Genomic DNA, 15,786 nt, shown 5'->3' on the forward strand with positions numbered 1-15,786 from the left:
TCTCATCACCAAAAGTTGCGGATAACATTTGTTAAACCGTATGCTATGTATATAAGTTGATTGGAGTGGAGACTGGGCGACTCCTTGGGGATCAGCGTCACAGATGAGACCCTGGAGCGAGCACCGCGAGTGAAGCGGCTCATCGGACGCCCCCAGGAAAGCGCCCAGTCGGAACGGAAATCAACCAACTTTAACGTGTTGAGCCGCATAATTTTCTATTTTGCCTTATTCATAACTAGAAATTATTGTTATTTATACTATAATGGAAAAGGGAATAGAGATGTTTTAAATAAAGTCTGACGGAGGTTTACAATGAGTGTACCGCAATATAAACGAGTAGTTATAAAATTAAGTGGTGAAGCGTTAGCTGGAGAAGCGGGCTTCGGTTTATCACCAAAAATAATCAAGTCTGTTGCAGAAGAAGTTAAAGAAGTAGTAGATCTTGATGTAGAAGTTGCTGTTGTTGTAGGTGGCGGTAATATATGGCGTGGAAAAATCGGTAGCGAAATGGGAATGGATCGAGCAGCAGCTGACTATATGGGTATGCTAGCAACGGTTATGAACTCTTTAGCGTTACAAGATGCACTGGAGAAATTAGGAATTGAAACACGTGTACAATCTTCAATTGTAATGACACAAGTAGCAGAGCCGTATATTCGCCGTAAAGCAGTTCGTCATCTAGAGAAAAAACGTGTAGTAATTTTTGCAGCAGGTACAGGTAACCCATTCTTCTCTACGGATACTACAGCTGCGTTACGAGCGGCAGAAATCGACGCAGATGCGATTTTAATGGCGAAAAATAATGTAGATGGTGTTTATTCTGCAGATCCGAAAGTAGATGCAACTGCCGTTAAATATGATACACTCACATACTTAGACGTTATTCAACAGGGCTTACAAGTAATGGATTCAACAGCTTCTACTTTATGTATGGATAACGATATTCCGTTAATTGTCTTCTCAATTACGGAACCAGGTAATATTAAACGTGCCGTACAAGGCGAGAAAATTGGAACAGTTGTTAGGAGGAATGTATAATGGCTAAACAAGTTTTAGAACAAGCTAAAGACAAAATGAACAAAACAATTGCCGCTTTTTCACGTGAACTAGCTTCAATCCGTGCAGGTCGTGCAAATGCTTCTCTATTAGATCGCATTACGGTTGATTATTATGGTGCACCAACACCGATTAATCAGCTTGGAGGTGTTTCGGTACCAGAAGCGCGTCTATTAGTTATTACACCTTACGATAAAACAATCTTAGGTGAAATCGAAAAAGCGATTATGAAATCAGATATTGGTATTACACCAACAAATGATGGATCTGTCATTCGTTTAATGATCCCGGCTTTAACAGAAGAGCGTCGTAAAGATCTTGTGAAGCAAGTGAAAAAAGAAGCAGAGGATGCAAAAATCGCTGTACGTAATGTTCGTCGCGATGCTAATGATGATCTGAAAAAACTTGAAAAAGCTGGCGAAATCACAGAAGACGGTCTACGTGGATACGGTGAAGATATTCAAAAATTAACAGATGAATTCATTGTTAAAGTAGATCAAGTAACGAAAGAGAAAGAAAAGGAAATTTTAGATGTGTAAGCAATTCGCTTTGCATATCTATGATGGAACTTTTTGATGAGATGAAGGCGTCCTATAAATATCAGGACGTCTTTTCTCTTTACTTTTAAATGATGATGTAAGAGGTTTTGTAAAGTCTTATACATTCAATTTTAATTGTTTTAGGGAAATACCTTTCATCTAATTTTGCTTTCTTTTAAGATTAAGAAGAACTGTTTTTTACTTAAGCGGAGTACATGATTGAAGATTGAACGAAATAAGGGTCAAAGCTGATTCCGGACGCATTGTTTATCTGTAGCGAAAGCGAAGCGACAGCAACGATTTTGCCGAGGTATAATTGATCCTTAAGTTGAGTAGCCCTTGTTGGGATGATAGTTTAATTATGTCATGAGATAAATTGCTTTCCATTTCGTCTGTGCTTAGTCGGAACGAAAATTGATTCAACGTTACTGAGATCATCCAAAAATGTGTAGTTCTAGAATAAGATAGTTCATACATAGTCAATTTAGAGGGAAAAAAAGACAAAAAGCGCTTTTATTTGTTATGATAGGTTAGTATACGTCCGATTAGTTGTAGTGGGGGAGTTAGCATGTTTAAAAAGCTTTTAGGTAAACAAATAAATATTGATTCACAATCATTGGAGGAACGTGTTGCCTTTGCTAAAAACGAGCCGATTCCTGTCCATGTAGCGATTATTATGGACGGAAATGGACGTTGGGCAAAGAAACGTGCCATGCCACGTGTTGCTGGGCACCACGAAGGTATGAAAACTGTACGAAAGGTAACTAGATTTGCATCAGATCTAGGTATTAAAGTTTTAACGGTGTATGCGTTCTCTACAGAAAATTGGAAGCGACCAAAACCTGAGGTCGATTTTCTAATGCGTTTACCTGTGGAATTTTTAGGTTCCTTTTTACCTGAAATGATGGAACGTAATGTACGTGTTGAAATGATAGGAGATCCATCTTTGTTACCTGCACATACGCAAAAAGCGTTGTTTGAGGCGATGGAGGAAACGAAACATAATACAGGATTAATTTTAAATTTTGCTCTGAATTATGGAAGTCGTTCGGAAATGGTTAATGCCATGAAAACAATGCTTCAAAAGGTGCAGGATGGTCAATTAACGATGCAAGACATAACAGAAGAATGCTTGACATCTCATTTAATGACGGCTCATCTACCTGAGCCAGATTTATTAATTCGTACAAGCGGTGAAGTACGATTAAGCAACTTTATGTTATGGCAGCTCGCTTATACAGAATTTTGGTTTACAAATACATTGTGGCCAGATTTTAGCGAGGAAAACTTACTGGAAGCGGTGGAAAACTACCAGAAACGTAATCGCCGTTACGGTGGGTTGAAGGGAGAAGGAACAACTTGAAACAACGAATTATCACAGCAATAATTGCAGCAGCGCTATTTATTCCATTTGTTATTTATGGAAAAGTGCCATTTACAATTTTTGTGCTTGCAATGGCTGTTGTCGGCTTTTATGAAATACTAAAAATGAAAGGTATTTCACTTTTTTCAGTGCCAGGTTTTTTAGGGCTACTAACATTAATATTACTTGTTATACCAAAGGACTGGTCAAGTAAGGTAGTAGAAACAATTGGCTATTCCTCCGATTTAATGGTTGTGTATGGTCTAATGATGCTTTTGCTCATTTACGTAGTCCTTGTAAAAAATAAAATTACATTCGATGAAGTTGCTTTTATTTTATTAGGTGCGTTTTATGTCGGATTAGGCTTCCATTACTTAATTGAAACACGAAGCTATGGTCTAGAGTTTGTCGTATATTGTTTACTTATAGTTTGGACAACTGACTCAGGTGCATATTTTGTTGGAAGAAAATTAGGTAAAAATAAGCTGTGGCCTGAAATTTCACCGAAGAAAACCATAGAAGGTTTTGTAGGTGGCATAGTTATTGCAGTAATCTTTGCTGTTGGTATGCAGGCAATTTATCCATTTGCGAATGGTTATGTCTCACTTATTTTCATCACGATCTTTGCGTCAATTATTGGTCAAATGGGCGATTTAGTCGAATCGGCTATAAAGCGTCATTTTGACGTAAAAGATTCAGGCAAAATTTTACCTGGGCATGGCGGTATTTTAGACCGCTTTGATAGTCTACTATTCGTCGTGCCTTTACTACATTTTTTGCATTTTTTTGGTAACTAAAAACAATAGTGGCTCATCGGGCGCCTCTAAAAAAGCGCTCAGTCAGAACCGAAATCAACTCTACGTTATGATGATGGGCCATAATAATAGCATTTTCCTCTAAACAGAGTGGGTAATAAACGTGCTATATCATTTGCAGAGAAAGAAAAAGGGGACAATTTGTCGTGAAAAAAATTAGTTTACTTGGTGCAACTGGTTCAATCGGTTGGCAAACCTATGATATTTTAAAAGAACAACGCGATGCTTTTCATTTAGTGGCGTTTTCTTCAGGAAAAAATATCGAAAAAACTCGTGAAATGATTGAAACTTTAAAGCCGGAGCTTGTATCTGTTCAATTAGAAGAAGATGCAATTATGCTCGCTAAAGAATATCCACAAGTACACTTTTCGTTTGGTGCAAAAGGGCTTGTAGAGGTTGCTACACATCCTGATTCGACAGTGCTTGTAAACGCGGTTCTTGGAAGTGTTGGACTAGAATCGACATTAGCAGCAATTCGCATGGGCAAAACAATTGCCATTGCCAATAAAGAAACGCTTGTAACTGCTGGACATTTAGTAATGGCAGAGGCTAAGAAATACAATGCAACAATTTTACCGGTAGATAGTGAGCATTCTGCAATTTTCCAATCGATGAATGGTGAGAATCCGAAAAATATTGAACGATTAATTATTACAGCTTCTGGTGGTAGCTTCCGTGACAAAACACGCGAGGAATTGAAGCATGTTACGGTTGCAGATGCACTAAACCATCCGAACTGGTCAATGGGTGCGAAAATTACGATAGATTCAGCTACAATGATGAATAAAGGACTAGAAGTTATTGAAGCACATGTCTTGTTTGATATGCCCTATGATAAAATAGATGTACTTTTGCATAGAGAAAGTATTATTCACTCCCTAGTTGAGTATCATGATACTAGTGTCATTGCGCAGCTAGGTACGCCGGACATGCGTGTACCCATCCAATATGCTTTAAGCTATCCAGATCGTATGCCACTTCATAACGGACAACGACTTAATTTAGCACAAATTGGTCAGCTACATTTTAAAGAAATGGATTTTGAACGTTATCCAGCATTACGTCTAGCGTATGAGGCTGGGCGCACAGGCGGTACCATTTTAACAGCGATGAATGCAGCAAATGAAGCGGCAGTTGCGGCATTTTTACAAGGGAAAATAACATTCCTTGAAATTGACGAAACGATTGAGCGTGTAATGCAAGCACATAACAATATAGTAGTGCCAGATTTGCAAACAATTTTGCATGTAGACAGTGAAACGAGAAAAACAGTGTTAGACATGGTAAAATAAAAAGAGAAGATATCGTTAACTATTCGCTTTTAAAGGTGGGGTATTATGCAAACAGCTATTGCATTTATTTTGATATTTGGCCTACTTGTATTCTTTCATGAATTTGGTCACTTCTTGTTTGCGAAACGAGCAGGAATTATGGTTCGAGAATTTGCAATCGGTATGGGACCAAAAATTTATGGGAAAACACACGGTGAAACAACCTATACAATCCGTTTATTGCCGATTGGTGGTTACGTTCGTATGGCTGGTGATGACATGGATGGCACCGAACTACAGCCGGGTTACCGAGTAGGGCTTATTGTAGATGAAGATAATGTTGTAAAGAAAATTATCTTTAATCAAAATAATAAGCAATTACCAGATTTATTATTTTTAGAAGTTGAGCGTGCCGATTTAGAAAAGGAATTGTTTGTAGAAGGCTATGATGAAGAAGAAAAATTAGTTCGTTATAGTGTTGCAAGAGATTGTATTCTAGTAGAAAACGGTAAAGAAACGTTAATCGCACCATATGATCGTCAATTTAACGCTAAAACAGTCGGTCAACGTGCTATGACAATCTTTGCAGGTCCGTTATTTAACTTTATATTAGCTTTTGTTATTTATTTACTGATTGGATTAATTCATGGTGTGCCTACGTATGAGCCAATCATAACAGAAGTAGTGGAAAATGATCCAGCTGCACAAGCAGGAATGCTTGCAGGTGATAGAGTAGTTAATATTGGCGGACAAGCAGTTGAAAAGTGGCAAGATCTAGCTGCCATTGTACAAGATCATCCAGGTGAAGATATTACTGTTACAGTTGAACGAAATGGTCAGCAAGTTAACTTAAATATGACGGTAAAAGAAATAGAACAAAATGGCGAAAAATTTGGCCAAATAGGGGTTAAGTATGAGAGCCCACGTGAATTTAATCCGTTAAAGGCTATTGTTTATGGCGCTCAAGAAACTTATACTATGACTGCTCGAATATTTGAATTGCTCGGTATGTTAATTACTGGTAAATTTACGATAGATGCTTTATCAGGTCCAGTGGGCATTTATAAAGCGACAGAGCAAGTAGCTCAATATGGATTCATCAATTTAATGAATTGGGCTGCGATGTTAAGTATTAACCTTGGAATTATGAATTTATTACCGCTTCCAGCACTTGACGGTGGTCGTCTATTGTTCTTCGGCTTCGAAGCAGTAAGAGGTAAACCAATCGATCGTCAAAAAGAGGGTCTTGTTCATTTTGTAGGTATCGTACTATTAATGATCTTAATGGTCGTAGTTACATGGAACGATATACAACGATTTTTCTTTTAACTAAATAAAGTGAAGTGAAGTTTTTCAAGTAACGTATGTAGAACAAGCCTTAGCTTTGAGCGCAATTTTTTTGAAACATTGCGTTCAAAGCTAAATTTGTTTATGCTAATTAGAGTATAAAAACTTATCAGGCGTATTGATTAGGAAAATATAGGTTTAATATTGGCTGATAAAAGGATTTTTTTGTTGATATTTTGCTAATGAATGCCCATTTTAACTGATTGTAGCGGAGGGCTACTCGACGCTCGCCCGCAGGAAAGCGAGTAGCCCGTAGCGGAAATCAGAGCCTTCTAATTAATTAGAGTGGATAAAAATGGTTAATCAACACGCTTGAAAACTTATCTATAAAAAAGGTGGAACACTGAATGAAGCAAAGTAAAACATTTATCCCAACGCTACGTGAAGTACCTGCTGATGCAGAGGTAAAATCACATAAGCAATTACTGCGTGCAGGGTTTATTCGTCAAAATACAAGTGGGGTATACTCGTATTTACCGCTTGCAAAACGTGTGTTAACAAAAATAGAAAATATTGTTCGTGAAGAGATGGAAGCGATCAATTCAGTTGAGCTTTTAATGCCTTCATTACAATCTGCAGAACTATGGCAGGAGTCAGGCCGCTGGGAAAAATATGGTCCAGAATTAATGCGTATAAAGGACCGTCATAATCGTGATTTCGCATTAGGGCCAACACATGAAGAAGTGATTACAACTTTAGTACGTGATGAAATTAAATCTTATAAAAAATTACCGTTAACACTTTATCAAATTCAAACTAAATTCCGTGATGAAAAGCGTCCTCGCTTTGGTTTACTACGAGGCAGAGAGTTTATTATGAAAGATGCATATTCTTTCCATGCATCACGTGAAAGTTTAGATGAAACATATGATGATATGTATCGTGCGTATTCAAATATTTTCTCTCGTCTTGGTTTAAACTATCGTGCAGTTATTGCAGATGCAGGCTCAATTGGCGGGAAAGGTACACATGAATTTATGGTGCTTTCTGAAATTGGGGAAGATACAATTGCCTACTCTGATACATCTGACTATGCTGCAAACATTGAAATGGCAGAAGTTCTTGTAGACTATCAACCATCAGATGCAGCATTAAAGGACCATGAAAAAGTGGCGACACCAGATCAGAAAACGATCGAAGAAGTATCAGCTTTCTTAAGTGTTGACCCTTCGAATGTCATCAAGTCATTAGTATTTGACGTAGACGGTGAGTTAGTTGTTGTACTTGCTCGTGGAGATCACGAAATTAATGATATTAAACTGAAAAATGCACTTGATGCTGGTTCTGTTGAACTTGCTAGTGAAGAGGCAATCCGCAATTTATTAGGCTGTGGGGTTGGTTCAATCGGTCCTGTTAAATTACCAGTAGACGTAAAAGTAGTAGCTGACAATGCTATTAAATCGATTCGTAACGGTATAGCTGGTGCAAATGAGGATGGGTTCCATTTAGTAAATGTTAATCCAGAGCGTGATTTTGCAGTGAATGAATACTTAGATATTCGTTTTATTCAAGTGGGTGATCCATCTCCAGATGGACAAGGTATTATTAAATTTGCAGAAGGTATCGAAGTTGGTCATATTTTCAAATTAGGAACAACTTACTCTGAAAAAATGAATGGTACTTTCTTAGACGAGCAAGGTAAGGCACAGCCATTTATTATGGGATGCTATGGTATTGGTGTATCACGTATTTTAGCTGCTGTTGCAGAGCATTTCCAAGATGAAAATGGTTTTGTTTGGCCAACACAATTAGCTCCTTATGATATCCATGTTGTACCGGTTAATACAAAGGATGAAACACAGGTTGCCTTAGCTGATGAGCTATATGGCTTATTGAAATCATACCGTTATGATGTGCTATTAGATGATCGTGCAGAGCGTGCAGGGGTTAAATTCGCAGATGCTGACTTAATTGGCTTACCTGTCCGTGTAACAGTAGGTAAAAAAGCAACTGAAGGTATGGTTGAGGTTAAATTCCGTCAAACGGGTGAAACGTTCGAATGGAAAAAAGAAGAGGTCATTGATCGCTTAAATGAATTTTTCCGCAAACATTAATTTCTTTCATCGGAAGTCTCCCGCCTCTATGGTGGTGAGATGAATGCGGGTTTAAGCTACTTTTCAGTGGGTGTCCAAACACCCGCTGAAATAGAGGAACTCAGTCTAAGAACGCCACGTCCTGTGGCATTACCGAAATGACCGACATCGTGTCGGCCCTCAGCAGGCCTAAGCACAAAGCCGATTCCGGACGCAATTATGCCGAGGCATAATTGATTTTCCTTTAGGCTGTCCCAAATGGTATTAAATAGATAAAAAATTCGCGCCACTTCTCGGGGACAGCGAGCCAAGCATGAATTCATAGATGTTTAGGATTTGTGAAGCTTGACGGTCGCCCGTGGAAAGGGTGCGAATTTTTTTCCGTCTAGGCTAAAGCGCTACATCCTCGAGGTCGCTTCGATCCCTCGGGCAAAAGTAGGTAGATCGCTTACTTTTGCTTCGGGCTCTCCAGCGCTTGTCGGATGTAAACGAGCGCTTTAGTGCATTTGTTCCTTCAAATCGTAAATGTTGGTGAGGAAATAAAACATGGGGCATGTAAGTCTGCCTCTTTCTGAAAGTAGGTGTCAATAGATTGGAACAGCAACAAGAAGCAAGAGCAAGGTTTCAAACGCTCTTGCAACAACTAGAATTAACAGAAGATGTGTATATGTCCTTTTTTGAGGAAGGTGAATTATCACGACTAACTGTACACAAAAAGAACAGGCTATGGAATTTCGCTATTAAATTACGAGATATACTTCCTTTTTCACTATACCAACTTTTTCGTACTCGTTTAGCTGAGAAATTTTCAGCTATCGCTGAAATCCACACAACTTTTGATACGGTAGAGAAAAATGTGACGGAGGAGCTTGTCCAACAATATTGGTTAACAGTAGTAGAGCAAATCGATGATATGGCGCCAACTTTAAAAAATTGCCTAGTATCGCAAGTCCCTATGTGGAATGGGCAAAAAATTACGTTATCCTGCATGCAGGAAATGGAATTTATGATGCTGAAAACAAAGTATGCAGAAAAGCTTTCTGCAAGCTATAGTCAGTTCGGCTTTCCGCATATTGTGCTAGATTTCGTGCTCCAAGATCAAACAGAAGAAATGATTGCGGCACAGGAAGCTTTCATGGAGCAGAGGCGCTTAGAAGAAGCCGCTTTAGCTCAGCAAGCAATAGAAGATTACCAAAAACGTGAGAAGGAGAAGAAAGAAAATCCGGCTCTTGCCAACCTTGGTGATCGACCATTCCAGCTTGGTATGTTAATTAAAGATGATGAAACAATGGAAATTAAACGCATTGTTGAGGAAGAACGTCGTGTGATCATTGAAGGCTTTGTATTTGATGCAGAAGTTAAAGTGCTGAAAAGCGGTCGTTCTTTATTGCAAATTAAAATTACCGACTATACGGATTCTATCGTTGTAAAAATGTTCTCACGTGATAATGATGATGCGGAACTTATGCAACATTTGAAAAAGGGTATGTGGGTAAAAGTCCGAGGCTCCGTACAAACTGACACATTCATTCGTGATTTAATCGTTATGGCAAATGATATCAATGAAATCAGAAAAGAAACACGACAGGATAAGGCGCCAGAGGGAGAAAAACGAGTTGAATTGCATTTGCATACACCAATGAGCACAATGGACGCTGTGACACCAGTTGATAGACTTGTTGCGCAGGCTGCAAAGTGGGGTCATCCAGCCGTGGCTATTACTGACCATGCTGTTGTGCAATCCTTCCCAGAGGCTTATGCAGCAGGGAAAAAGCATGGTATAAAAGTTATTTATGGCTTGGAGGCTAATTTAGTAGATGATGGTGTGCCGATTGCTTATGCAGCTGAGCACCGATTATTAGATGATGATACCTATGTCGTATTTGACGTAGAGACGACAGGCCTATCTACTGCTTACGATACGATCATTGAGCTTGCCGCGGTGAAAATTAAAGATGGGCAGGTAATCGACAAATACGAAAGCTTTGCCAATCCCCATCACCCGCTTTCAGCGACGACCATTGAACTGACAGGCATTACAGATGATATGGTACGAAATGCACCAGAAGTGGAGCAAGTCATTAAGGAGTTCCATGCATTTATCGGAGATGGCATAGTAGTAGCCCATAATGCATCATTTGATATTGGCTTTTTATACACAGGCTATAAAAAATATGGACTAGATGGAACAATTCATCCAGTTATTGATACATTGGAGCTAGCTCGATTACTTTATCCAACGATGAAAAACCATCGACTAAATACACTTTGTAAAAAATTCAATATCGATTTAACTCAGCATCACCGAGCTATTTATGATACAGAAGCAACCGGCTTCTTACTTTTACAGCTGTTAAAAGATGCAGATGAATTAGGTATTAAATATCACGACGACTTTAATAAGCATGTTGGTGGCGGGGATGCCTATAAAAAGGGACGACCAATGCATTGTACGATATTAGCTGTAGATAATGCTGGACTAAAAAATTTATTTAAATTAGTCACCCACTCCCATACAAAAACGTTCTATCGTGTTCCTCGTGTCACACGAGCGGTCTTAGAGCAATATAGAGAAGGGTTATTAATCGGATCAGGTTGTAATAATGGTGAATTATTTGAGACGATGATGAATAAATCCCCAGAGGAAGCAGAGCAAATTGCGAGATTCTATGATTATATTGAAGTTCAACCAAAGGCCGTGTATGCACCGTTAATTGAGCGCAATGTCGTACGTGATGAATGGACACTTGAAGATATTATTCGCAAGCTCGTAAAGCTAGGGAAGAAAATGGATAAACCCGTTGTAGCGACCGGTAATGTCCATTACTTAGATCCGACAGATGGAATGTTTAGACAAATTCTAATTGGCTCTCAAGGTGGTGCCAACATATTAAATAGATCGAAGCTGCCTGAAGTTCATTTCAGAACGACGGATGAGATGCTTGAAGAATTTGATTTTTTAGGACCGGATCTTGCGAAGGAAGTAGTTGTTACCAACTCTCAAAAGGTCGCAGATATGATTGGTGATGTTAAGCCAATTAAAGATGATTTATATACACCAAAAATTGAAGGCTCAGATGATGAGGTTACAAATTTAACCTATGAAATGGCCCATCTTATATACGGAGAAGAGTTACCAGAAATCGTGAAGGCCCGAATTGAAAAGGAATTAAAGTCAATTTTAGGCCATGGTTTCGGAGTAATTTACTTAATTTCTGCGAAGCTTGTGAAAAAATCATTAGCTGATGGCTATTTAGTAGGTTCCCGTGGTTCAGTTGGATCTTCATTAGTGGCGACCTTTATGGAGATTACTGAAGTAAATCCATTGCCTCCTCATTATGTTTGTCCAAATTGTAAGCATTCAGAGTTTTTTAATGATGGTTCAGTAAGCTCAGGCTTCGACTTGCCAAATAAAGATTGTACAGAATGTGGAACACCGTATAAAAAGGATGGGCAAGATATCCCGTTCGAAACGTTCCTTGGCTTTAAAGGAGATAAGGTACCCGACATCGATTTGAATTTCTCCGGGGAATATCAACCACAAGCCCATAATTATACGAAGGTATTATTCGGTGAGGATTACGTATATCGTGCAGGAACAATCGGTACAGTCGCAGAGAAAACAGCGTATGGCTATGTAAAGGGCTATGCTAATGATAATAACCTACATTTCCGCGGTGCCGAGGTAGATCGTTTAGTACAAGGCTGTACAGGCGTAAAGCGTACAACAGGACAGCACCCTGGAGGAATTATCGTAGTACCAGATTATATGGATATTTATGATTTCTCACCAGTGCAATTCCCTGCGGATGCACAGGATTCAGAATGGCGTACAACGCACTTTGATTTCCATTCCATTCACGATAATATTTTAAAGCTTGATATACTTGGGCACGATGATCCGACTGTGATTCGGATGTTGCAGGATTTATCAGGGATAGATCCAAAAACCATTCCAACAGATGATCCAGTCGTTATGAAAATCTTTAGTTCTCCAGAAACTTTAGGCGTAACAGAAAAACAAATTGGCTGTAAGACAGGAACACTCGGCATTCCTGAGTTCGGTACCCGTTTTGTACGCCAAATGCTTGAAGATACAAAGCCATCAACATTCTCGGAGCTCGTGCAAATTTCAGGACTATCACACGGAACAGACGTATGGCTTGGTAACGCGCAAGAGTTAATTCACAACGGTACATGTGTGCTGAAAGAAGTAATTGGCTGTCGTGACGATATTATGGTGTATTTAATTTATCAAGATCTAGAACCGTCACTAGCGTTTAAAATTATGGAATCCGTGCGTAAAGGGAAAGGATTATCTGAAGAATTCGAAGCGGAAATGCTGGCGAATAAAGTACCAGGCTGGTATATAGAGTCATGTAAAAAGATAAAATACATGTTCCCGAAAGCCCATGCTGCCGCTTACGTGTTAATGGCAGTTCGTATTGCATGGTTTAAGGTACATTTCCCAATTCTTTATTACGCAGCGTATTTCACAGTTCGTGCAGATGATTTTGATTTAATTGCCATGGTACAGGGTCCGCAAATGATTCGTACAAAAATTGATGAAATCAATCTGAAGGGTTTAGATGCTTCAACAAAAGAGAAAAACCTATTAACTGTAATGGAATTAGCACTTGAAATGTGTGAGCGTGGTATTAGCTTCCAGAAGGTGGACTTATATCGTTCACAGGCTAGTGAATTTATCATTGATGGGAACTCTTTAATTCCACCATTCGATGCGATTCCTGGTCTTGGTACAAACGTTGCTAACCAAATTGTGGCAGCACGTGAGGACGGAGAATTTTTATCGAAGGAAGATTTACAGCAACGAGGTCGAGTATCCAAAACATTAATAGAATACATGGATCAATTGGGTTGTTTAGAAGGAATGCCTGATGCCAATCAGTTATCACTTTTCTAATCTTCAATATGATAGTGATGTATCAAGCGATGTCTAATGGTATCACTATCAAATATGAATAACTTATCCGATTTATGATCAAATTAAGTTCGTCATCAAAGTAAAGAAGACATTTGTTAAGACATATGCCATGCATACAAGGTGATCTTGGTTACGACCGGGCGACTCCTCGGGGATCAGCGATAGAGGAACGAAGGCTAAAAGCATCACATCCTGTGATAACGCCTTCGTGACCAACATCGGTGCTGCTGCCGCTACGTTAGCACTACGCTTTCGCGCAGAAAACATCTGTTGGCCCGAGACCCTGGAGCGAAGCGGAAGGGGAACGAAGGCTAAAAGCATCACGTCCTGTGATAACGCCTTCGTGACCAACATCCTGTTGCCCCGACGCCCCCAGGAAAGCGCCCAGTCGGAACGGAAATCGCCTCCACGTTATGGTGATGAGCTTAAGTTAAGTATAAATTTCAATTTCCAGACACAAATTATGGCTATACCTAATAGATGTCTAGAAAAAGGAAATTTGCATTGTGCTGTAAACTATGCTATCCTTATGGTAATAATTTGTTGATATTTTTCCAGCAAAAGAGTGGGACCTTCCCGCTCTTTTCTGTTGTTATACCGTAGCAAAACAAATTTTTGACTAACAGCAGGTAAGACCGTTAAATTTCACCAAAGCTACTGGTGGAATTTCTGTTTTATTACGCCAGAATTTGATAGATGCAGGAGGAAACAATGAGCAAAGTACCATCTTTAATTGAAGAGCTCGCTAAACCGATTGTTGAAGAGTTGAATCTTGAGCTTGTAGATGTCGAGTTCGTAAAAGAAGGACGTAACTGGTTTTTACGTGTTTATGTAGATACACCTGAAGGTGGAATTGACATTGAACAATGTGCTCAAGTTAGTGAACGACTAAGTTTGCTATTGGATGAAAATGATCCAATTACACAAAACTATTATTTAGAAGTTTCTTCACCTGGAGCAGAACGTCCATTAAAAAAAGACACTGATTTTGAAAAAGCGATTGGCAAATTTATTTATGTTAAAACCTATGAGCCCATCAAGGACATGAAGGAATTCCAAGGCTACTTAACGTCATACGATGAACATACATTAGTGATGGAAGTACGCATTAAAACGCGTAAAATTACAGTAACAATTGAACAAGATAAAATCGCATTGGCACGACTAGCCATCGATTTTTAAGCATAATGCATATTTAGGAGTGAAAATAAAATGAGTAGTGATTTGTTAGATGCGCTAAATGCGCTAGAAGAACAAAAAGGAATTTCAAGAGATGTGTTAATTGAAGCAATAGAAGCGGCATTAGTTACAGCTTACAAACGCAACTTCAATCAAGCACAAAATGTTCGTGTGGACTTAAATTTAGATAAGGGCTCTATTCGTGTCTTTTCACGCAAAGATGTTGTTGAAGAAGTAGAAGATGATCGTTTACAAATCTCTGAAGAAGATGCCAAGGCAATCAACCCTGCATATCAATTAGAAGATATCGTGGAACAGGAAGTGACACCACGAAACTTTGGTCGTATTGCTGCACAGACAGCGAAACAAGTTGTTACACAACGTGTGCGCGAAGCAGAACGTGGCCTTATTTACGAGCAATATGTGGACCGTGAAGATGATATCGTAACTGGTGTAGTTGAGCGTCTAGATGCTCGTAATATTTACGTAGGTCTAGGAAAAGTAGAAGCTGCATTACCACAAAATGAACAAATTCAAGGTGAAACATATCATCCACACGATCGCATCAAGGTCTATATTACAAAGGTTGAACGTACTACACGCGGACCACAAGTAATTGTTTCACGTACACATCCTGGTTTATTACGCCGCTTATTTGAAATGGAAGTACCTGAAATCTACGAAGGTATCGTAGAAATTAAGTCAATTGCTCGTGAAGCAGGTGACCGTTCTAAGATCTCTGTTCATGCACATAACGAAGAAGTAGATCCAGTAGGTTCATGTGTAGGGGCAAAAGGCGCTCGTGTGCAAACAATTGTAAATGAATTGAACGGCGAAAAAATCGATATCGTTGAATGGTCAGAAGATCCAGTTGTGTTTGTAGCAAATGCTCTTAGCCCATCAAAGGTTTTAGATGTTCAAGTAAATGAAGAAGAAAAATCTACTACAGTTGTTGTTCCAGACTATCAATTATCATTAGCAATTGGTAAACGTGGTCAAAATGCTCGTTTAGCTGCCAAGTTAACTGGCTGGAAAATTGATATTAAGAGTGAAACAGATGCTCGTGAGTTAGGTATTTATCCATCTGCTACAAGCACTTTCATACCTGCTGAGGATGAAGAAAGTGATTTTGATGATGTGACAGTTGATTTATATCAAGACGACGAAGAATAAGTAAGAAAGCCCGTGTGACTAGTTAACTACCATTATTCAGTAGGCGTTGGGCTGCGCCGACTGAA

General features: G+C 39.1%; 10 protein-coding genes. All 10 read left to right on the top strand.

What is annotated here, in order from left to right; genetic code table 11:
• Positions 1–312 precede the first annotated feature (312 nt).
• The 10 genes from pyrH (at position 313) to nusA (ending at position 15,721) form a co-directional block, all read left to right on the top strand.
• Positions 313–1,038, top strand: a complete 726-nt coding sequence (gene pyrH, locus ACQKMI_RS08765) for a UMP kinase (RefSeq protein WP_053594235.1) — start codon at positions 313–315, stop codon at positions 1,036–1,038.
• On the top strand, positions 1,038–1,595 hold the full coding sequence (frr, locus tag ACQKMI_RS08770; RefSeq protein WP_323645123.1) for a ribosome recycling factor: 558 nt from the start codon (positions 1,038–1,040) through the stop codon (positions 1,593–1,595). Before pyrH ends, frr begins: the two co-directional genes overlap by 1 nt.
• Positions 1,596–2,163: 568 nt before the next feature.
• Positions 2,164–2,958, top strand: coding sequence for an isoprenyl transferase (locus ACQKMI_RS08775; protein WP_323645122.1), 795 nt, complete (start codon positions 2,164–2,166; stop codon positions 2,956–2,958).
• A complete protein-coding gene (locus ACQKMI_RS08780; protein ID WP_427488178.1) occupies positions 2,955–3,755 on the top strand; it encodes a phosphatidate cytidylyltransferase in 801 nt (266 codons plus the stop codon). The genes ACQKMI_RS08775 and ACQKMI_RS08780 overlap by 4 nt, the downstream gene beginning before the upstream one ends.
• A gap of 164 nt (positions 3,756–3,919) precedes the next feature.
• Positions 3,920–5,065, top strand: coding sequence for a 1-deoxy-D-xylulose-5-phosphate reductoisomerase (gene dxr / locus ACQKMI_RS08785; protein WP_323645119.1), 1,146 nt, complete (start codon positions 3,920–3,922; stop codon positions 5,063–5,065).
• Between the two features lie 45 nt (positions 5,066–5,110).
• On the top strand, positions 5,111–6,373 hold the full coding sequence (rseP, locus tag ACQKMI_RS08790) for an RIP metalloprotease RseP (protein WP_427488179.1): 1,263 nt from the start codon (positions 5,111–5,113) through the stop codon (positions 6,371–6,373).
• 365 nt (positions 6,374–6,738) lie between these two features.
• Entirely contained in the window at positions 6,739–8,445 is a 1,707-nt protein-coding gene (locus ACQKMI_RS08795) for a proline--tRNA ligase (protein ID WP_427488180.1), read from the top strand.
• Between the two features lie 571 nt (positions 8,446–9,016).
• Entirely contained in the window at positions 9,017–13,348 is a 4,332-nt protein-coding gene (locus ACQKMI_RS08800; RefSeq protein ID WP_427488181.1) for a PolC-type DNA polymerase III, read from the top strand.
• A 732-nt stretch (positions 13,349–14,080) separates the two neighbouring features.
• The gene (gene rimP / locus ACQKMI_RS08805; protein WP_323645115.1) at positions 14,081–14,551 is read left to right on the top strand and encodes a ribosome maturation factor RimP; all 471 of its coding nucleotides are present in this window, start codon (positions 14,081–14,083) and stop codon (positions 14,549–14,551) included.
• Positions 14,552–14,581: 30 nt separating this feature from the next.
• Positions 14,582–15,721, top strand: coding sequence for a transcription termination factor NusA (gene nusA / locus ACQKMI_RS08810; RefSeq protein WP_323645114.1), 1,140 nt, complete (start codon positions 14,582–14,584; stop codon positions 15,719–15,721).
• Positions 15,722–15,786: the final 65 nt, after the last annotated feature.

Origin of the sequence: Lysinibacillus sp. NPDC097214 (genome assembly GCF_050277945.1) — a bacterium.
In the GTDB taxonomy this organism is placed as follows: Bacteria; Bacillota; Bacilli; order Bacillales_A; family Planococcaceae; genus Lysinibacillus; species Lysinibacillus xylanilyticus_B.

Coding starts and splice junctions, on each gene's coding strand:
- pyrH (WP_053594235.1), top strand. CDS start 313: ATGAGTGTACCGCAATATAAACGAGTAGTTATAAAATTAAGTGGTGAA.
- frr (WP_323645123.1), top strand. CDS start 1,038: ATGGCTAAACAAGTTTTAGAACAAGCTAAAGACAAAATGAACAAAACA.
- ACQKMI_RS08775 (WP_323645122.1), top strand. CDS start 2,164: ATGTTTAAAAAGCTTTTAGGTAAACAAATAAATATTGATTCACAATCA.
- rseP (WP_427488179.1), top strand. CDS start 5,111: ATGCAAACAGCTATTGCATTTATTTTGATATTTGGCCTACTTGTATTC.
- ACQKMI_RS08795 (WP_427488180.1), top strand. CDS start 6,739: ATGAAGCAAAGTAAAACATTTATCCCAACGCTACGTGAAGTACCTGCT.
- rimP (WP_323645115.1), top strand. CDS start 14,081: ATGAGCAAAGTACCATCTTTAATTGAAGAGCTCGCTAAACCGATTGTT.
- nusA (WP_323645114.1), top strand. CDS start 14,582: ATGAGTAGTGATTTGTTAGATGCGCTAAATGCGCTAGAAGAACAAAAA.